We start from the raw sequence: 19714 nt of genomic DNA, 5'->3' as shown, positions 1-19714 counted from the left end.
TTTAATCTCTATTTTTAAAAAGCTTGCCACATGTAAACCTCTTTACAATGGCGTTGTAATATAATTTTAAGTTAATGAACACACCAAAACGCTATACCATTACAACCGCATTACCGTATACCAACGGGCCTATACATATTGGGCATTTAGCTGGAGTTTACGTGCCTGCCGATATTTACGCACGCTATTTACGTTTAACTGGAAATGATGTGGTGTTTATTGGCGGAAGCGATGAACATGGTGTGCCAATTACCATAAAAGCTAAGAATGAGGGCGTATCGCCTCAAGATATCGTTGATAAATATCATGCAATTATTAAAAAATCTTTTGAAGATTTTGGTATTACTTACGATAATTATTCGCGAACAACCGCACCCATTCATCATGAAACTGCCTCTGAGTTTTTTAAAACATTAAATAACAAAGGCAAGTTTATAGAAGAAACTTCAGAGCAATTGTACGATGAAGAGGCAAATCAATTTCTAGCAGATAGGTTTGTAGTGGGCACTTGCCCTAAATGTGGTAACGAAGAGAGTTATGGCGACCAGTGCGAAAATTGCGGTACTAGCCACAACGCTACAGATTTGATTAATCCAAAATCGGCAATAACCGGAAATACACCAACCTTAAAAGAAACTAAGCATTGGTTTTTACCTTTGAATGACTATGAGGATTTTTTAAAAGAATGGATTTTAGAAGGGCATAAAAAAGACTGGAAACCTAATGTTTACGGACAGGTAAAATCGTGGATTGATGATGGATTGCGCCCTAGAGCGGTAACACGCGATTTAGATTGGGGTATCCCCGTTCCAGCTGAAGGTGGCGAAGGTAAAGTATTATATGTTTGGTTTGATGCGCCTATTGGTTATATTTCATCTACAAAAGAATGGGCAGCACGCGAAGGCAAAGACTGGGAGCCCTATTGGAAAGATAAAGACACGAAATTGGTACATTTTATTGGGAAAGATAATATTGTATTTCACTGCATTATTTTCCCTGCCATGTTAAAAGCAGAAGGTAGTTATATTTTGCCCGATAACGTTCCTGCAAACGAGTTTTTAAACTTAGAAGGCAATAAATTATCAACCTCTAAAAACTGGGCAGTTTGGTTACCCGAATATTTAGAGGAATTCCCTGGGCAGCAAGACGTTTTGCGTTATGTCTTAAATGCCAATGCACCCGAAACTAAGGATAACGATTTTACATGGAAAGATTTTCAAGCGAGAAATAATAACGAACTGGTGGCCATTTTTGGGAATTTTATTAACCGCGTTGTGGTATTAACCAATAAATACTACAATGGTATTGTGCCAGAACCATCAAACTTTAACGATGTGGATCAGGAAACGCTGGCCGCAGTAAGAGCCTATCCAGATGTTATCGCCAGCTCCATAGAACGCTATCGTTTTAGGGAAGCAGGACAAGAATTGATGAATTTAGCACGACTAGGAAATAAGTACTTAGCCGATGCCGAACCTTGGAAAGTAATTAAGGAAGACGAAGTTCGCACAAAAACCATTATGTATGTAGCACTTCAAATCGCTTCTGCTTTAGCAACATTAAGCGAGCCGTTTTTACCATTTACTTCTGAAAAACTGAAAAAGATTCTTTGTCATTCTGCACTGGATGCGGAAACCACTTGGAATGAAGTAAAAACCAAAGAAACTTTAATTCCTGCTGGGCACAACATAGGAAAAGCAGAATTATTATTCTCAAAAATAGAAGATGAAACAATACAAAAACAATTGGATAAATTAGAAGCCAGTAAAAAAGCTAACGAAGCAGCAAATAAAGCTATTGAACCCCAAAAAGACACAATATCGTTTGAAGATTTTACTAAGCTGGATATTCGTGTAGGTACTATTTTAGAGGCCGAAAAAATGCCAAAAACAAAAAAACTACTCAAACTTAAAGTAGATACTGGTATAGACACTAGAACCATTGTTTCTGGAATAGCCGAAAGTTTTTCTGCTAAAGACGTTATTGGCAAACGTGTTACCGTTTTAGTTAATCTAGCACCAAGAGCTTTAAGAGGCGTGGAAAGTCAGGGTATGATTTTAATGACGGAGACCCCAGATGGGAAGCTGGTTTTTGTGAATCCTGATGATGCTGGGGTTGGGAATGGATTGCAGGTAAGCTAGTTCTTTTCATCTAAATCAATCAACAATTAAACCATAAGCATCAAGCTATAATCTAGCATAACTATATTTTCGTATAAGTAATAAAACTTACTTTAATATGAAAAAAATGATGATGTTAGCTTTTGTAAGCCTTTTAATGGCTTGTGGAAGCTCTAAGGTAATACGGCAAGCCGAAAACACTTTAAAAGGTAATTGGTCTTTAGAATCGGTAACCTACGACAGAGCAGGAACTTACGATATTACATTGCTAGGCGATACTTCTAAAGCGTGCTTTCAATCTAGTAGATGGCAATTTATTCCCAACGATTATAAAGGTAATTACAGTATTATAAATGCCACATGCAACACGGGTAATCGTTATTTTAAATTCGATATTCAAGAAGTTGATGCAACTACGGGACTTTATGATTTTTTGCTAAAGCCTACTAACGATAAATACAAATCTGATACCAATAAAGGGTTTCGCTTAAAACTCACACAATTATCTGATACAAACATGCAATGGCAACAAAGTGTAAGTGTAGAAGGAAAGCCTTTTGTAATCAACATGAATTTTACAAAATTACAGTAGTATAAAAATTCAATCTTAAATTATAAACGATATACATAATGAAAACATACATAAAACAAATTTTGATGCTTTTTTTAACAGCATCAGTGTTAATAGCTTTTACAAATTGTAAAGCAGTTAAAAATGCAAATAACAAACAAAAAGGCGCTGTAATTGGTACCGCTGGAGGTGCTGTTTTAGGAGCTATTATAGGAAACAATGTTGGTAAAGGCGGTAATGGCGAATTAGGCGCTGTAATTGGCGGTGTAGTAGGTGGAGCTGCTGGTGTTATTATTGGAAATAAAATGGATAAACAAGCCAAAAAAATAGAAGAGGAAATTCCAGGAGCCCAAGTAGAACGCGTAGATGATGGTATAGTTGTAACATTTGAAGACGGCAGCGGCAGTGGTGTTTATTTTGCCACTAACAAGTATAACCTAAATACAGACTCGCAAGCCACACTTAACAAACTTATTGGTGTATTTAAAGAGTACCCTAACACCAATATTTTGGTAGTGGGGCATACCGATAGTACAGGAGATGCCGATTATAATATGACGCTTTCTAAGAATAGGGCGTATGCAGTTACTAATTATTTACAAAAAAATGGAGTAAGTAGCGGTAGACTTAATACTAACTGGTTTGGCGAAACCAAGCCTATATACGACAATTCAACTTCAGTTGGTAGAGCTAAAAATAGGCGTGTTAACGTAGCCATAGTTCCTAACGAAAAAATGATTGAAGAGGCTAAAAATAATGCAGGACAGTAATTAGTTAAGTAAATACACTATAGATTTAACCCACTTTTTTTAACAAGGTGGGTTTTTTTGTGCATATAAATTAAAACCTAAGCACTAATTTTTTAACTTTACTAAAAACCAAAAATTATGTTATCAGAAAAAATAGAAGAAGCTTTAAACAACCAAATACGCGTTGAAGCAGAATCTTCACAAATATACTTAGCCATGGCCTGTTGGGCAGAGGTTAAGGGGCTAGAAGGTGTTGCTAATTTTATGTATGCCCAAAGTGATGAAGAGCGCGAGCACATGCTAAAATTGGTAAAGTTTGTAAACGAACGTGGTGGTCACGCAAAAATATCGCAACTAAAGGCGCCTAATATTACCTTTAAATCGTTTAAAGAAATGTTTGAAAAATTATTTGAACATGAGGTGTTTGTATCGCAAAGCATCAACGAATTAGTGCATATTAGCTTACAGGAAAGAGACTATGCTACCCATAACTTTTTACAATGGTATGTAGCCGAACAAATTGAGGAAGAAGCTGTAGCGCGTACCATTCTTGATAAAATAAATATGATTGGTGATGACAAAGGCGGACTGTACCTATTTGATAGAGATATTGAAAATTTAACAGTTACTACCGCAGCAATAGACAACCCTGAGTAATTTTAACACTTAAGCTTATTTAGATTTAATAAAAATAACTTATTTTTGTCCGCAGAATTGAATTTTCATTTTCTGTGGGCAAAAAAAAGAAACAAAAAAAGGCAATTAAAAAATTACGGAAATTAGGAATAGAACTTCCTGAAAAAGTAAAAAGCAGTTGCTGTAAAAAGTTTAAAAAAGGCGAAAACAAACGTTGCAAAAAATGCCCTTGCTTTGATTTAATTAAGAAAGTGGCCTAAATATACTCATTGTCATGCTGAATTTATTTCAGCATTTTTTTATCTATTTACACGAGTAGAATGCATCATTTCTAATTTCCAAACACTATCTTTTTTTATGGCTACAATACTCTCTAGCCATTGCAGATTTCTTTCTAAAGTGTCTTTTTTAATCGTTGCATAATTATGATATGCCATCCATATACGATTACCTTCTCTTTTTGCTTCAAAAAAATCAAAACTATTAATACGCTTTATTCCCTGATCTCTTTTTTTAGCGCGTTCGCACCAATTTGCAATGGTATCGTTTGTCCAAACTTCACCATGTTCTAAAAGTATAAAATCTTCAGTATGATATTTAGTAAGTAGTTCTGCTTTTTTAGCACTCCAAATATCATCAAAAACATGTTGCACAACCTGTTCTACAGCTTTAAAATCTGCTGTAACATCAGTTTCTGTTATCTTTTTTTGGCAACTTGTAAGTATTAAAATAAAAATAAAAAGCACTTTTAATAGGTGTTTCATGATGCTGATTTTATTAATTTAAATGACACATAAACCTTATTTTTACTAAATAATTTTAATATAAATGGCGGCACAACTAAAATACATAATTTCCCATACACAACTACCAGAACAATCTGTTAAAAATACAGTACAATTATTAAATGAAGATTGTACCATTCCCTTTATTTCGCGTTACAGAAAAGAACGTACAGGAAATTTAGACGAAGTTCAAATAGGCGAAATCGTTAAATACAAAGAGCAATTTGAAGCTTTAGAAAAACGTAAAAATGCCATTTTAAAAGCTTTAGAAGCACAAGACGTTTTAACGCCACAATTAAAACAAAATATAGTTGCAGCTCCAGATTTATTTACGCTTGAAGATATATACCTGCCTTATAAAAAGAGCCGAAAAACCAAGGCTGAAAAAGCAAGACAAAACGGCTTAGAGCCTTTGGCAAAAATCATCATGAGCCAAAATACTATCGATATAGAATCGATAGCATTTAAATATGTAAAAAACAATATTACTTCTATTGAAGATGCTTTAGAGGGTGCACGACATATTATTTCAGAATGGATTAATGAACGTACCGATATAAGGAATAGTATACGGTACCAGCTAGAACGTTTTGCTATAATTTCAACAAAGGCAGTAACAACAAAAATTAAAGATGAAGAAGCCCAGAAATTTAGAGATTATTTTGATTGGGAAGAAAACTTAAGCAGAATTCCATCACATAGATTGCTAGCTATTTTAAGGGCAGAAAAAGAAGGATTTATTCGCCTAAAAGTAGAAATTGACGATGATAGAGCTTTAGATAAAATAGAAAGACGATTTATAAAAAGTAATAATGCCTGTGCTACACATATTGAAATTGCTGCAAAAGATGCTTACAAGCGTTTATTGTTACCATCATTAAGTAATGAAGCGCTTCAGGTAGCAAAAGAGAAAGCCGATGAATCTGCTATAGAAGTGTTTGCAAAAAACCTAAAGCAGTTATTACTAGGGGCGCCACTTGGAGAAAAACGTGTTTTAGCCATAGATCCTGGATTTAGAACAGGTTGCAAAGTAGTGTGTTTAGATGCCCAAGGCGGTTTGTTGTATAATGAAACCATTTATCCGCATCCACCAAAAAATGACAGTGTAGGGGCTATAAAAAAAATAAGCTCACTTACTAACGCCTATAAAATTGAAGCTATTGCCATTGGAAACGGAACCGCATCTAGAGAAACCGAAGCGTTAATAAGAAAAGTACATTTTAAAAACGACGTACAAGTATTTGTGGTGAGTGAAGCTGGGGCGAGTATTTATTCGGCATCAAAAATAGCCAGAGAAGAGTTTCCAAATTACGATGTAACGGTTCGTGGTGCTGTTTCAATTGGGAGGCGGTTGCAAGATCCATTGGCCGAATTAGTAAAGATAGATGCTAAATCTATTGGAGTTGGTCAGTATCAACATGACGTAGATCAAACCAAACTTCAAAAGCAGTTGGACTTAGTTGTAGAAAATTGTGTAAATGCTGTTGGCGTAAATATTAATACAGCCAGCAAGTCTTTATTAGGTTACGTTTCGGGTATTGGCCCAAAACTAGCCGAAAATATTATTAATTATAGAAACGAAAATAGCGTGTTTTTTTCTAGAGGAGATATTAAAAAAGTACCTCGCCTTGGCGGAAAGGCTTTTGAACAAGGAGCTGCCTTTTTAAGAATAAAAGCCGCGAAAAACCCGTTAGATGATTCGGCGGTTCACCCAGAAAGTTATGGAATTGTAGAAAAAATGGCGAAAGATTTAGGAAAATCAGTTCAAGATTTAATTGGGAATAAAGCACTACTTCAAAAGTTGAATTTAAAAAATTACTGTACAGATTCGGTTGGCTTGTTAACACTTGAAGACATTGTTAAAGAACTCGAAAAACCAGGGTTAGATATACGCCAGCAAGCTAAAGTATTTACCTTTAATAAAAATATTAAGACGATAAACGATTTGCGTGAAGGCCAATTACTCCCAGGTATCGTTAATAATATTACTAATTTTGGGTGCTTTGTAGATGTTGGCATTAAAGAAAGTGGTTTAATTCATATATCTAATCTTTCAGATACATTTGTAAAAGATGTGAACGAACATGTGCATTTACATCAACAAATTATCGTAAAAGTTTTAGAGGTTGATGTTCCGCGAAAGCGAATACAGTTAAAATTGCATAAATAGAATGCTAAAAATAGCTTACCACAATATATACAAACACCCGCTTCCTGAAGGGCACCGGTTTCCTATGATTAAATATGAGTTGCTTCCAGAGCAGTTAATGTATGAAGGCACATGCACGTTAAATAATTTTTTTGAACCCAATATTCCTGAAGATTCACACATTCTACGGGTGCACACAGAAGGCTATTATCAACATTTAAAAAACCAAACTTTAGATGCAAGGGCTGCCAGAAAAATAGGATTTCCTTTGAGTGCTGAATTGGTAAAACGCGAAGTAATAATTGCCGATGGTACTATAAAAGCCAGTAAATTTGCTCTAAAACATGGTATTGCCATGAATATTGCAGGAGGTACACACCACGCCTATTCTAATAGAGGTGAAGCCTTTTGTTTGCTAAACGACCAAGCTATTGGAGCTCGTTATTTGCTTCACGAACGTTTAGCATCAAAAGTATTAATTGTAGATTTAGATGTACATCAGGGTAATGGAACAGCCGAAATTTTTCAAAACGACGCCAAAGTATTTACATTTTCCATGCATGGTAGAGGAAATTACCCTTTTAAAAAGGAGCGGAGTGATTTAGATATTGCTTTGGAGAACAATACTGATGATACAACATATTTAAGTATTTTAAAACGCACTTTGCCTAAGCTAATTGAAACAGAAAACCCCGATTTTATTTATTACTTATGTGGAGTTGATGTTGTAGCTTCTGATAAATTAGGCAAGTTAGGATTAACCATTGAAGGCTGTAAAGCACGCGACCGTTTTGTACTACAAACCTGTAAAAAGTACAATTTACCAGTAATGTGTAGCATGGGCGGGGGCTATTCTCCAGATATTAAAATTATAATTGAAGCACATGCCAACACGTTTAGGTTGGCGCAAGAGATTTTCTTTTAGTTTACTTTGTTAAGTTGAAATAACAAACGCCTTGATGATTCATAAAAGTGTTCTCTTTTTTGTTTAAATCTAATGGTTCACCTTTAAAATTTGTTGCAGGCAACCCCAGTTCTTTAAAAATACAAGCTGTAGCTGCAAAATCCCAAATACTGCCTCCTCCAAGATGTTTTTTAGGGAGTTTTAAAAAACATGCAGGTCCGTTTTCTAAAACTAAAATAGCATTTATAACCGCCCCAGCTCCATAAATTTCTTTAATGCTTTTTAATCCTAAACCTGTTTTATGTTTGTTAAGTATGTTTTGTATTTCAGCGGAATTTGCGGTATCGCTTAATTTTTTATCGGTGGCGTACGTTAAATAGTCGTTCGTATTTTTAATTGTCCAAAGGCTTCTGTTTTTATAAGCGCCGTGTCCTTTTACAGCATGGTATAAAGTTTCGGTACTAGGATTGAATACAACGCCAATTACAGGCGTGCCATCTTTGGCAATTAACGCAATAGCAACCGAAAATCCAGGTTGTTTATTAATAAAAGCTAATGTGCCATCCATAGGATCTATACACCAAAAGAAATCTTTTTTAAACCGGCTGCCGTTATCTTCGGTTTCTTCGGTTAATATACCAATATCAAAGGCTTTACAAGTTGGTGTTAAATGCGATAAAATAATACGTTCGCATTCACGATCTACTTTTGTTACAACCTGAGATGCATAGTTAGATCCTGCTTCTTTTTGCTCCACAATCACATTAGCATTCATATATTTCTGAATGATTTTTCCAGCAGAAAGCGCTGCTTCTATGGCAACTTTCGTTAAATGTTGTAAATTCATTACTATAAGTTTTTGATGACTTCAGCAGTGATACGCTCGCTATAGCTATTAATTTTCCAATGGCCAGGGCTCCAACCTTTTAAAAACCGATGAAAGTCTGCCCACGCCACCCGATATAAAGACCGCCATTCGGTTTCAAGGGTTTTATTTGTTTTACCAAGTGCCTTGTGTAAATGCATAAAGTAAGCGTTTAATATTTCGCACTCTAAACGTTCGCAATCGCTTTCATTTAGGCAACTACCAATAAAATAGGCAACATCTTTTATACCACAACCACCGCCAACATATTGAAAATCTACACCTGCCACTGCTCCATTTTCAGAAAAACAAAAGTTTGCCAATTTTGCATCGCCATGTACAAAGGTTTTAAAATTACAATTGTTTAATTTTTTGTCAATTTCCGCAGCAGCATTTTTAAGTACGTTATCCTGTAACACCTCTAGCTCTTGAGGTCTGGTTTCTAAATGCCAATACGTGCCAACGTCCCAAAGTCCAGTTGGAACTTTACCTAAATAACTTGCATGAAATTGTGCTAACCATTCTAAACAGTTATCAATATCCTGCCACAGCACATTATGTTTTCTTAAGGGGAAACCTGCTGTATCCAAATCTTCAAGCACTATAAGAACTTCATTATCCTTACTTTCAATAGCAAAACATTTTGGTAAACGCGCCTTACTATGGTTACTATATGTGCTATACCAAGTGGTTTCTACCTTGTAAGATTTTAATTTTCTTTGGTGACCAATATCTGTGTGCCAACCTCTTGGGTGATTATGTTCTTTGGGCAATTGTACAAGCTTCACCACAACACTTTCTAAAGCAGAGTTTTCTAATGCAACACGTATAATTTTACCATAACCGCTCCATAATTCTTGAATAATTTCTTTTTCAACTAAGGAAGAGGCACCTGTGCTTTGTAAAATGATGGATTTAAAATGGTTGTTCATAAGGTGGTAAAGGTAGGGAAATGTGTTTTTTTTGGACTAAATTTTATAAAAAAGCACTTTTAAACCTCATAGGTTTTTAAAACCTGTGAGGTCTTTATGTATTAGTTTATAAATTTCAACGTTAAACTTATTTTAAATTTTTTCCATAAAAAAAAGCGCCCAATACTTTGGACGCTTTACTTATATATGGCTTAATTGTTTTATCTATTCATATGCTTTATTTGGTCCACAAAACTATCCAAGTCGGCACCGTGACTTACAAGTGTTAATGCCTTATCAATAATATATTTTACGTTTACCGCATGGAAACCAAGGCCTACGCCTATTTTTTTCAGAAGTGAAAATTCCTGATCTCCTTTTATGGGGTCTACGTGTACCATTCGTACTAAATCGTATAAACGTTCTAAACGCTGATCATAAGACACAGGCGGATTTATGGGATGCGATTTATAATTTTTTAATATGGCTTTATAATCTCCTTCACCAATTTCTAAGCGTTGTGCTAAACGATCTAAGAACTCTTGTTCTTCTGGTGTAATAATACCATCATCCATAGCAACGCGAACAATCGCAGCAAAATGGCTTTCATTACGCTTTTTAAACCCACTATCAAATAAATCTGAAAACGACATAAGTACTTGTTTTTTAGTGCTGCAAACCTACATCTTTTTTTTAAGTTTTTAAACTGAAAATTTATTTTTTTAGGCGCACCTTACTTAGCCCAGGTTGGGCTTTTGGTAGTTGCTTGTTGCAAAAGGTAGAACACTTTAATCCAGAAGCTTCGGTACTTTAATATTTAGTGCATGTACTGAACTTTTTTCATGCCAAAAAAATATTTGTGAATTCGCAATAACATAAAACATATCTAAACCTTATATTTGCACCTCAAAAAATGAATTAGGTGAGTAAATCTAGTATCTCCCAAACTTACGCACAGGCTTTGCAAACGCAAAATCTGCAGAACGCTATTGCCCAAACTGGAACAAAAATACACACCAAAGGACTTGTGGGGTCTGCGTTTTCATTCGCGGTTTCAACTGTATTTAAAGAAGCCCAAAAGCCATTTTTACTTATATTTAACGATAAAGAAGAGGCGGCACATTACCTTAACGATTTAGAACAACTTTTGGGTGAGAATGATGTGTTATTTTATCCAGGAAGCTATCGCAGGCCTTATGAAATAGAAGAAACCGATAATGCGAATGTGTTACTTCGTGCTGAGGTTTTAAACCGAATTAACTCCCAAAAAAAACCTGCGATAATAGTTACCTATCCAGATGCTTTGTTCGAGCAAGTAGTAACCCGTAAAGAGTTAGAGCGAAACACTTTAAAAATAAGTGTAAACGACAAGGTGACTATTGATTTTGTAAATGAAGTCTTGTTCGAATACAAGTTTAAACGTGTAGATTTTGTTACTGAACCTGGTGAGTTTTCGGTACGTGGTGGTATTGTAGACGTGTTCTCCTTTTCGCACGATGAACCGTATCGTATAGAGTTTTTTGGTGATGAGGTAGACTCTATTAGGACTTTTGATGTAGAAACACAACTATCTGTAGAACAGATAAAAAAAATCAATATTATTCCCAATATGGCGAATAAATTGATAGAAGAAAAACGCCAAAGTTTCTTAAAATACATTGCCCAAAAAACGGTAATTGGTCTAAAAAACGCAGATCTATTCTTTTCAAGAATCGACGATTTTTATGCCAAAGCTGAAGATGCATTTAAAGAACTTTCGGAAGACATTAAACATGCCGAACCCCATGAATTGTTTTGTAATTCACAATTACTAAAAAAACAACTTTTAGATTTTTCAATAATAGAGTTTGGTACACAAAGTGTGTTTTGTTGTTCCCAGGTTAGCAAAGTGGAAGAATCTCAAAAAGATAATAATATTGAAGTTGAGTTCAATACAACGCCACAACCTGCATTTAACAAGCAGTTTAATTTATTGATTGAAGATTTAAATATAAATCATGAAAAAGGTTACCGTAATTACATAGCATGTGTAAGCGAACAACAAGCTAAACGCTTCCATGATATTTTTGATGATGCTAAATTGGATGTTAAGGAATACCAAACCGTTATATTATCGTTGCATCAAGGCTTTGTAGATCATGATAATAAGATAGTTTGCTACACCGATCATCAAATTTTTGAGCGTTACCATAAATTTCATTTAAAAAATGGCTATGCTAAAAAGCAAGCCATTACATTAAAGGAGCTCACTAATTTAGATATTGGCGATTATGTAACTCACATAGATCATGGTATTGGTCGCTTTGGCGGACTTCAAAAAATTGATGTTGAAGGCAAAAAACAGGAAGCCATAAAATTGATTTATGGTGAACGCGATGTGTTATATTTAAGTATTCATTCCCTTCATAAAATTACTAAGTTTAACGGTAAAGATGGTAAGCCGCCCAAAATTTACAAACTTGGAAGTAATGCTTGGAAAACCCTAAAGCAAAAAACTAAAGCAAGAGTTAAACATGTTGCATTTAATTTAATAAAACTCTATGCTAAACGTAAAACGCAAAAAGGATTTCAGTATAATCCTGATAGCTACATGCAGCATGAGTTAGAGGCTTCTTTTATTTATGAAGATACACCAGACCAAAGTACTGCAACTGCCGATATTAAAGCCGATATGGAAAGCCAACGCCCCATGGATAGACTTATTTGTGGCGATGTAGGTTTTGGTAAAACCGAAGTGGCTATTCGTGCAGCATTTAAAGCGGTTGATAATGGAAAACAAGTAGCGGTTTTAGTACCAACCACCATTTTGGCATATCAACATTCCAGAACGTTTAAGCAACGCTTAAAAGATTTTCCTGTAGTTGTAGATTATTTAAATCGTTTTAGAACAGCAAAGCAAAAACGAGACACTCTAGAGGCGCTTTCAGAAGGAAAAGTAGACATTATAATTGGTACGCATCAACTCGTTAACAAAAACGTAAAATTTAAAGATTTAGGACTTTTAATTGTAGATGAAGAGCAAAAATTTGGTGTAGCCGTAAAAGAAAAACTTAAGACTTTAAAGGAGAATGTAGATGTATTAACCTTAACAGCAACTCCAATACCTAGAACCTTGCAGTTTAGCTTAATGGCAGCTAGAGATTTATCAGTAATAACCACACCGCCACCCAACCGTTACCCTATAGAAAGTCATGTTATTCGTTTTAATGAAGAAACTATTCGCGATGCAATTAGTTATGAAATTCAACGTGGCGGGCAAATTTTCTTCATACATAACCGTATTGAAAACATAAAAGAAGTAGCAGGTATGCTACAACGTTTGGTACCCGATGCTAAAATTGGCATTGGCCATGGCCAAATGGAAGGCAAAAAATTAGAGCAGCTAATGCTTCAGTTTATGGATGGTGGTTTTGATGTTTTAGTGAGTACTACCATTGTAGAAAGTGGCTTGGATGTACCAAATGCCAATACCATTTTTATTAATAACGCCAATAATTTTGGGTTGAGTGATTTGCACCAAATGCGTGGTCGTGTGGGACGAAGCAATAAAAAAGCATTCTGTTATTTTATAACACCTGAATATTCTGCCATGACCGAAGATGCTAGAAAACGAATTACCGCATTAGAACAATTTACAGAGCTAGGTAGCGGCTTTAATATTGCTATGAAAGATCTTGAAATTCGTGGTGCTGGAGATTTATTAGGTGGCGAACAAAGTGGTTTTATTAATGAAATAGGGTTTGATACGTATCAAAAGATATTAAATGAAGCCATTGAAGAACTGAAAGAAAATGAGTTTAAAGATTTATATCAAGATGATGGCAAAGACAAGGTTTATGTAAAAGATGTAACAATTGATACCGATTTTGAACTTTTATTCCCAGATAGTTACGTTAATAACATTGCAGAACGTTTAAATTTGTACACGCAACTTAATAATTTAAAGACCGAAGAAGAATTAGAGAAATTTAAAGTGGAGTTAATGGACCGTTTTGGAGAATTACCAACGCAAGTGACCGATTTGTTAAACAGTGTCCAAATAAAGTGGTTGGCTACTAAAATTGGATTTGAAAAGGTAATTATGAAAAAAAATAAGCTTATTGGTTACTTTATAAACGATCAGCAAAGTCGTTTTTATCAAAGTCCTAACTTTACAAAAGTATTGCAGTTTGTGCAAACACATCCACAGGCTTGTAAAATGAAAGAGAAACAAACCCGAAACGGATTACGGTTGTTATTAACTTTTGAAAGAATAACATCGGTAAAAAAAGCCTTAGACGCGTTACGGCCAATTGTGGCGTAGTTATTGATTTTTAATCTGTTAAAACCTATATAAACATAAAACACATTGAAACGCTTATTTTTTTTAATACTTTTATTTCCATTAACCCTTTTAGCGCAACACAGCATTAAAGGCACTTTTACCCCTGCAGGGGAATTTGAAATTGCATTGCTTTATAAAGTGGAGCCTACACATTCTAACTATATAACCAATACGCCAATTGCAGAAGATGGCAGTTTCGAAATAAAGCTAGATTCTACAGTTTCCAAAGGCATGTATCGCATTACCTATGCCGTTCCTCAAGAAGAATATAATTTTGATGTAATTTACAATGGTGAGGAAGATATTGAGCTTATTTTTAATCCAGAAACTGGTGTTAAGTTTTTAGCTTCGCGAGAAAATAAATTATTAGAATCGTACACCAATAGCATGTTAATGATTACCAACAGCATTGGCAACTATTATAGAGATGGAAGCGAAACAAAAGATACTTTGGCGTTAGCTTCTATTTTTAAAACCCAGCGCAACACCCAAAAAGGGTTCGAAGCAGCATCAAAAGGTACCATAGCATACCATTTTATAAAAGCAAATACACCTTATATTCCTAATAAGGTTGTTGATGTTGAAACTTACATAACACATCTTGAAAAGCATTATTTTGATCATGTAGATTTTAACAATAAAACATTACAGCACTCTAAATTTTTAACGGAGCGTATGCTTAACTACGTGTTTGGAATGTCTTCACAGAATGGCGATGAAGACGACGACTATAAAAAAAACATAAAGGTGTTTTGTAAGGCTATGAAAAATGCGCCAGTAGAAGTAAAAAAATCATTATTAACCGATTTGTGGGAGCAAATGGTAGATTTAAAGTTAGAATCTGTAGCTAATTTTATTGCTGAAGACTACCTAATGGACTTGTCTGTTAAGTTAAACGATCAACAATTATTGCAAGCTTTAATATTATATCAAAATACATCTCTTGGAAGTTTAGCACCCGATTTTTCTTTTGAAATCACTGAAAAAGAAAAAACAACAACCAAAACATTACACGAGCTAGACATTGCTGAAACGTATATTTTAGCCTTTTGGAGCAGTACATGTTCTCATTGTTTACAAGAAATTCCGCAACTGCATAAATTTGTTAGCACTTTTAAAGCAGGTACTATAAAAGTAGTGGCTATTGGGCTGGAAGATGAGCCTTATGCATGGAAAAACCTAACATTCGATTTTTCTAAATTTTTACATGTTTATGGCGAGGGTAAATGGGATAATGAAATAGGCAACAACTACGGCGTAACCGCTACACCAACATACTTTATTTTAAATAAAAACAAAGAAATTGTTGCAAAACCTGAAGATTTTGAGGAATTGAAATCGTTTTTTGAAGCTATAGAGCCTTCAATTGAAGAAGAAAAGGAATAATAGCTTTTTGTCATTCAGAGGGAGGCACGACCGAAGAATCTCAATTAAAAATGATAAAAAGCATTCTCTAAATGTTCAATATTGTAACCGTCTTTTCCCTTTACAATCGCTATAATATCAAAGCGTACTTCTACATCTAAATCGTTCACTGTTACATATTCATCAACGGCTTTAACCAAGTTTTTTATTTGCTTTGGTTTTACAAAATCTTGAGGGTCTCCAAAATCGGCTGTAGAACGAGTTTTCACTTCAACAATGGCTAGAACATCATTTTTTTTAGCAATGATATCAACTTCAGCCTTCTCAAAGCGATAATTACGTTCTATAATATCGTAGTCGTTTTTCAGAAGAAAATCTACTGCTAATTGTTCGCCTTTTTTACCAAGTTCGTTGTGTTGTGCCATAATATAAAGCGCAACGTTTATATAGGTTCAAAAATTAAAACCACTTTATTAAAATCTGCAGCACTGTTAATTACGGTTCTGTAGGCTTCAAAGTTTACGACATCAATAATATTTTTATGGTAATGCTCGTCTGCCGTTATTTTAAGTTGATTACCATTTAATTCATAGTAAGAATCGAATATCAATACGTCTTTCCCGTTCTCGTTAAATGTATTTTTAATATTAATATCCTCGAGGTTAGCTATTTTATAACCTTCGGGAATGGTAATGTTTATCGTTCTAAAATAACTACGAGTAAACTCATTTTCAACAGGTAAAACACGCTCCTTTTCCTGATACATCTCTATTTGCCTTCCTATAAGCTCACCTACTTTGAAAAGATATTTTCGCCCTGCTTTTTCAGTAAAGGCTTCAGATTCAAAATCTAAAGCAAACACAATTGGTTTTATTCCAAAGAGTTCTGGGTCAGCATTTAGAATTTCTTGACTTTTTATGTTAACACTTTCATCTAAACGTTTTGCAAAACTCTCAACCAACTCGTCTTTGTTTTCTTGTTTAATAAGGTGTATTACAGGGTGGAAATACATGCCGTAATATCCTGATAAAGATCGCTCTAAGTTCACTTTGCAATTTTCAATATTATCTTCTTCAAAAGAAATATCAAGAATCATTTTATCAACGGTTTTTTCCGCAGGTATAGGTTTAATATATTTTATTTTACCTAGCCCAGAAGTGAAATCTCCAACTTTAACTTCTTTTATGAAAAGCCCATAATTATCCGTTAAGTATGCTGGAGGGAACCCATATCTAGATTCCAATTCAACAGGAGATAAGTATGTTTTATGTGTGTTGAAATATATTAGAAAATCAGTTAGAAAATTATTCGCTTCAAACTGTTTGTCAAATTTCAAGTCTTGTCTGTCGCTGGTTAGTACTATTTCATGTTTAATACCAAGTTGTTTAAAAAGGGCTATGTAAAGTTTTAAAACACCTGCTTCGCTGGCTACTTTGTTTTTAATGACTTCATCAAGGTCTTTTAAATTTTCATTACTGCCTTCTGTTATATAAATATTATTTTTTATATAAAACTCAAGCTTTCTTATTAAGGCTTCACCTTCAAGGTTTTTCTTTTCGGTGGCATCTTCAATAAACTTTTTAAGTTGTTTTGTAGTTTTATCACTTATTTCAGCATAATAAAAATTATAGATGTTTTGGGCAACTTTACTATACGAAGTAATGTCTTTAACATTACTAGCAATGTTACGATCTAACTTATAAATTACGGAGCTTTTAGATGCATCGTAAGCCGAAAACTCTTCGTTTAGAAGCCCTTTTACATCTTTCATGTTTAGTTGCCAATGTAATTTGTCTTCCATAATGGTATCGAGCTCAACCTCTGGAGTATTATTATAAGTTTTAAATTCGAAAACCAAGTTTTTTGGTGCAAACAAATCGAACTCTACATTGTTTTTGTTATAGCTGGTTTGAAGCGTAATACGATTGCCACTGTATCTGGGATAACGTTTAACAACATAATAGTACTCGATAAAACTACCTTTTGTAACACCCTCAAAAGCAAAATATTTGTAGTTTCTACCAGTTTCTTCATCTTTTGCAGTTAATATTTTACTATCGTCAAGCTCAATAATTTCGCCTGCTTTTGTGATAACACGTGCTTTACTTATTTTTAATTCTGAAGTGCTGTTGTAGGGTAAATACACTTTGTTGAAAGATTCAATTTTCTCATCAGAATTTAACCAATATACTTTATGCTCCATGTAATACTCCACAAGACCATCGTCCTCAAAATAAAACTCTGTGGTTATTTTGTCTTTTAATGCTATTATAGGGTCTTCAGTACCTTCTTCAATTGTGTAATTTGGTGTTTGTTCCCAGTCGTATTCTTTAAAAAATAATTCGGTTTGCGCAATGGTTGCTTGGGCAATAAACAATACTATTAGTAGAAGTTTAGGTTTAATCATGGTCTTAATTTTTTTTCAGTACAATGACTTCTTTGTACGCTTTATTTATAGTTTTTACAATGCTGTTTAATTCTTTTTGTTCCTCTAAACTTAGATTAATAAAATTGAACAGTGCATCATGTTTGTAAGTAATAGTGTTTTCGTTTTTAGTATACGTAATATTGCTAGATACTAAATCATTAGAGACCGAGATGTTTTCAGGAATGTAATCGATAGAGTAGCCTTCAGGAATATTAAACGTGGTAGTGTAGTTAAAGTAATTTTTATATTCGTATTCTATCTCGTTTTTGCGGTCATCATCCATTTTATAAGGCGTTAACTCCTTATTTAGGTTAAGATTTATATAAATTTCATCGCCTAATTGTTTAGCATAACCATCAATATTAAATGTGTAATCCACAATGAAATTTTTGTCATAATCAAACAAGTTTGTGGCTTCATAGGTATCCACTATAAATTTATTATTGCCCTTTTCAAATTGTTTAATATAGAAGGTTTTAGTTTTATCGTCAGTGGTTATATTTTCTAAAATATTAAAGCAATCTAATTTTCTATAACCAGATATTTCTACTTTAGAAGAACCTACGAGGTTTTCACCTTCTAAACTGACAACCGTTGTATCAATTACGGTATTTTTTTTAGCAGGCACCACTGGTACTTTTTTTATAACGAAGCCTGATTCTCCTTGCGAAATTAAGGCTTCCTTACCTTGGATAAATGGCGTTGGGTAATCTATGGGGATAAATCGTCCTGTTGCATCTAAAAAATAAGTATTGTCTTTTTCATCGGTATACGATAAAATCATATGGTTATCTACAATAGGTGTTGGCACTTCATCATAACTATAAGGTATTTTTCTAGTCCCAATCCATGTAAGGTCTCCTTTTATACCTGCAATTTCTAGCATTTGATAAAGTATGCTAGAATTGTCCTTACAATCGCCATATTTCTTTTTAAAAACATCGTTTGCTTGCCTGGGAATAAATCCTCCCAACGCATACTCAAAAGCAATATACTTTATGTTTTTCTGCGCCCAATAATATATAGCTTTCACTTTTTCAAAATCATTGGGTTTATTTGCGGTAAGGTCATTCACTACGGCAACAAGTTCTTCGTCTGGTGCGTCTTTATTGATGTTTTTTACCAAAGAGTAATACCACTTATATAAATCATCTACTTCATTTGCTAAGGCAACAGTATTGTTTTTTGTTTTGTATGATGTGATTATCGGAACTATATGTGGAAATATTTTTTTATATGTTGGCGAATTAGATTCGTATTTAAACTTATTCATATTCTTTAATTCCCAAGTATAGATAACACTATTGCGCTTCTCTTGTTTGTTGAACTTGATATCTAAATTATCAGTATGAAATTCTTTAAATTTTAGATTGATATTTTTATCGGCAACGATGGTAACTTTATTATTGATAATAGGAGAGAAATCGCCGAAATAAAAAGGGCTCAAAAAGCGTGGATTCTTTACCTTCTCTGAATATTTTAAACGAGATTTAGCGCCTTTTTGAAGGTTTGGGAAAATAAAATTTAATGATTTTGAATCGTCATAAAAAGATTGATCTAATTCATCCTTCTCAGTGAATTCTTTAACTTCCATTTCGCGATATTTTCCATCAGAAAACACAAACGAAGAGGCTTCAACATTATCTAATTCAAAAAATGATGAAAAATGCAATGAGCGTTTAGAGTTTCTGCTGGCACCTTCATCTAAATACAAATCTTCTTCTAAAAATTCTTGTGTAACATTTAGGTTTTCATCTTCTAACTTAATAGTAATTACAGTTTCTTTATTTGTAGTAACCGAATAAGCATTAGGGTATAAATCTTTATAGCGTTTAAACTCTTCAGATTGTTGCCCATAACTAGGAATCCTAAAGAATATTGAAAGGATTAGAAATAAAATACGCATT

15 protein-coding genes are annotated in these 19714 nt (G+C 34.0%); 8 read left to right on the top strand and 7 right to left on the bottom strand.

Translation table 11 applies throughout. From position 1 onward, the window contains the following. The first annotated feature begins 74 nt into the window (after positions 1–74). The 4 genes from metG to CLV33_RS06380 all read left to right on the top strand — a co-directional run bounded on the left by metG (position 75) and on the right by CLV33_RS06380 (position 4097). The gene (gene metG, locus CLV33_RS06395) at positions 75–2141 is read left to right on the top strand and encodes a methionine--tRNA ligase (protein ID WP_105473200.1); all 2067 of its coding nucleotides are present in this window, start codon (positions 75–77) and stop codon (positions 2139–2141) included. Between the two features lie 97 nt (positions 2142–2238). Beyond that, complete coding sequence (locus CLV33_RS06390) at positions 2239–2712, top strand: lipocalin family protein (RefSeq protein WP_105473199.1); 474 nt, start codon at positions 2239–2241, stop codon at positions 2710–2712. A 38-nt stretch (positions 2713–2750) separates the two neighbouring features. Next, positions 2751–3461 (top strand): OmpA family protein, encoded by a 711-nt coding sequence (locus tag CLV33_RS06385; protein WP_105473198.1) that lies wholly within the window; start codon positions 2751–2753, stop codon positions 3459–3461. Between the two features lie 117 nt (positions 3462–3578). Further along, a complete protein-coding gene (locus CLV33_RS06380) occupies positions 3579–4097 on the top strand; it encodes a ferritin (RefSeq protein WP_105473197.1) in 519 nt (172 codons plus the stop codon). Between the two features lie 278 nt (positions 4098–4375). Here CLV33_RS06380 and CLV33_RS06375 read toward each other — a convergent pair whose 3' ends face one another. Then, positions 4376–4840 carry a nuclear transport factor 2 family protein gene (locus tag CLV33_RS06375; protein WP_244906395.1) on the bottom strand — a complete coding sequence of 155 codons (465 nt, stop codon included), beginning with the start codon at positions 4838–4840 and terminating at the stop codon, positions 4376–4378. Positions 4841–4904: 64 nt separating this feature from the next. Here CLV33_RS06375 and CLV33_RS06370 point away from each other — a divergent pair, with 64 nt between their 5' ends. Beyond that, positions 4905–7031, top strand: coding sequence for a Tex family protein (locus tag CLV33_RS06370; protein ID WP_105473196.1), 2127 nt, complete (start codon positions 4905–4907; stop codon positions 7029–7031). 1 nt (position 7032) lies between these two features. Beyond that, positions 7033–7935, top strand: coding sequence for a histone deacetylase family protein (locus CLV33_RS06365; protein ID WP_105473195.1), 903 nt, complete (start codon positions 7033–7035; stop codon positions 7933–7935). A 1-nt stretch (position 7936) separates the two neighbouring features. Here CLV33_RS06365 and CLV33_RS06360 read toward each other — a convergent pair whose 3' ends face one another. The 3 genes from CLV33_RS06360 to CLV33_RS06350 form a co-directional block, all read right to left on the bottom strand. Then, entirely contained in the window at positions 7937–8761 is an 825-nt protein-coding gene (locus CLV33_RS06360) for a 3'(2'),5'-bisphosphate nucleotidase CysQ family protein (RefSeq protein ID WP_105473194.1), read from the bottom strand. Between the two features lie 2 nt (positions 8762–8763). Further along, positions 8764–9711, bottom strand: a complete 948-nt coding sequence (locus tag CLV33_RS06355; protein ID WP_105473193.1) for an oxidoreductase family protein — start codon at positions 9709–9711, stop codon at positions 8764–8766. 200 nt (positions 9712–9911) lie between these two features. Next, complete coding sequence (locus tag CLV33_RS06350; protein WP_105473192.1) at positions 9912–10343, bottom strand: tellurite resistance TerB family protein; 432 nt, start codon at positions 10341–10343, stop codon at positions 9912–9914. Positions 10344–10612: 269 nt separating this feature from the next. Between CLV33_RS06350 and mfd the strand changes: the two genes are divergently transcribed. Further along, on the top strand, positions 10613–13993 hold the full coding sequence (gene mfd / locus CLV33_RS06345) for a transcription-repair coupling factor (RefSeq protein ID WP_105473191.1): 3381 nt from the start codon (positions 10613–10615) through the stop codon (positions 13991–13993). A gap of 45 nt (positions 13994–14038) precedes the next feature. Continuing rightward, positions 14039–15400 (top strand): TlpA family protein disulfide reductase, encoded by a 1362-nt coding sequence (locus tag CLV33_RS06340; protein WP_105473190.1) that lies wholly within the window; start codon positions 14039–14041, stop codon positions 15398–15400. 44 nt (positions 15401–15444) lie between these two features. Here the strand turns inward: CLV33_RS06340 and CLV33_RS06335 are convergent, their stop codons facing one another. From CLV33_RS06335 to CLV33_RS06325, 3 genes are read right to left on the bottom strand one after another with little or no spacing between them, the layout of a single operon-like run. After that, positions 15445–15804: a YraN family protein gene (locus CLV33_RS06335; protein WP_105473189.1), complete on the bottom strand. Its 360-nt coding sequence runs from the start codon at positions 15802–15804 to the stop codon at positions 15445–15447. Positions 15805–15821: 17 nt separating this feature from the next. Continuing rightward, entirely contained in the window at positions 15822–17786 is a 1965-nt protein-coding gene (locus CLV33_RS06330; protein ID WP_105473188.1) for a DUF3857 domain-containing protein, read from the bottom strand. A 4-nt stretch (positions 17787–17790) separates the two neighbouring features. Further along, the gene (locus CLV33_RS06325; RefSeq protein WP_244906394.1) at positions 17791–19713 is read right to left on the bottom strand and encodes a DUF3857 domain-containing protein; all 1923 of its coding nucleotides are present in this window, start codon (positions 19711–19713) and stop codon (positions 17791–17793) included. Position 19714 lies beyond the last annotated feature (1 nt).

Origin of the sequence: Jejuia pallidilutea, assembly GCF_002973595.1 — a bacterium.
GTDB classification, from domain to species: domain Bacteria; phylum Bacteroidota; class Bacteroidia; order Flavobacteriales; family Flavobacteriaceae; genus Jejuia; species Jejuia pallidilutea.
The sequence above is the reverse complement of the archived record's forward strand: the minus strand, read 5'-3'. Positions and strand labels throughout refer to the sequence as shown.

Coding starts and splice junctions, on each gene's coding strand:
- CLV33_RS06385 (WP_105473198.1), top strand. CDS start 2,751: ATGAAAACATACATAAAACAAATTTTGATGCTTTTTTTAACAGCATCA.
- CLV33_RS06360 (WP_105473194.1), bottom strand. CDS start 8,761: ATGAATTTACAACATTTAACGAAAGTTGCCATAGAAGCAGCGCTTTCT.
- CLV33_RS06390 (WP_105473199.1), top strand. CDS start 2,239: ATGAAAAAAATGATGATGTTAGCTTTTGTAAGCCTTTTAATGGCTTGT.
- metG (WP_105473200.1), top strand. CDS start 75: ATGAACACACCAAAACGCTATACCATTACAACCGCATTACCGTATACC.
- CLV33_RS06375 (WP_244906395.1), bottom strand. CDS start 4,840: ATGAAACACCTATTAAAAGTGCTTTTTATTTTTATTTTAATACTTACA.
- CLV33_RS06365 (WP_105473195.1), top strand. CDS start 7,033: ATGCTAAAAATAGCTTACCACAATATATACAAACACCCGCTTCCTGAA.
- CLV33_RS06355 (WP_105473193.1), bottom strand. CDS start 9,711: ATGAACAACCATTTTAAATCCATCATTTTACAAAGCACAGGTGCCTCT.
- CLV33_RS06325 (WP_244906394.1), bottom strand. CDS start 19,713: ATGCGTATTTTATTTCTAATCCTTTCAATATTCTTTAGGATTCCTAGT.
- CLV33_RS06370 (WP_105473196.1), top strand. CDS start 4,905: ATGGCGGCACAACTAAAATACATAATTTCCCATACACAACTACCAGAA.
- CLV33_RS06335 (WP_105473189.1), bottom strand. CDS start 15,804: ATGGCACAACACAACGAACTTGGTAAAAAAGGCGAACAATTAGCAGTA.
- CLV33_RS06350 (WP_105473192.1), bottom strand. CDS start 10,343: ATGTCGTTTTCAGATTTATTTGATAGTGGGTTTAAAAAGCGTAATGAA.
- CLV33_RS06330 (WP_105473188.1), bottom strand. CDS start 17,786: ATGATTAAACCTAAACTTCTACTAATAGTATTGTTTATTGCCCAAGCA.
- CLV33_RS06380 (WP_105473197.1), top strand. CDS start 3,579: ATGTTATCAGAAAAAATAGAAGAAGCTTTAAACAACCAAATACGCGTT.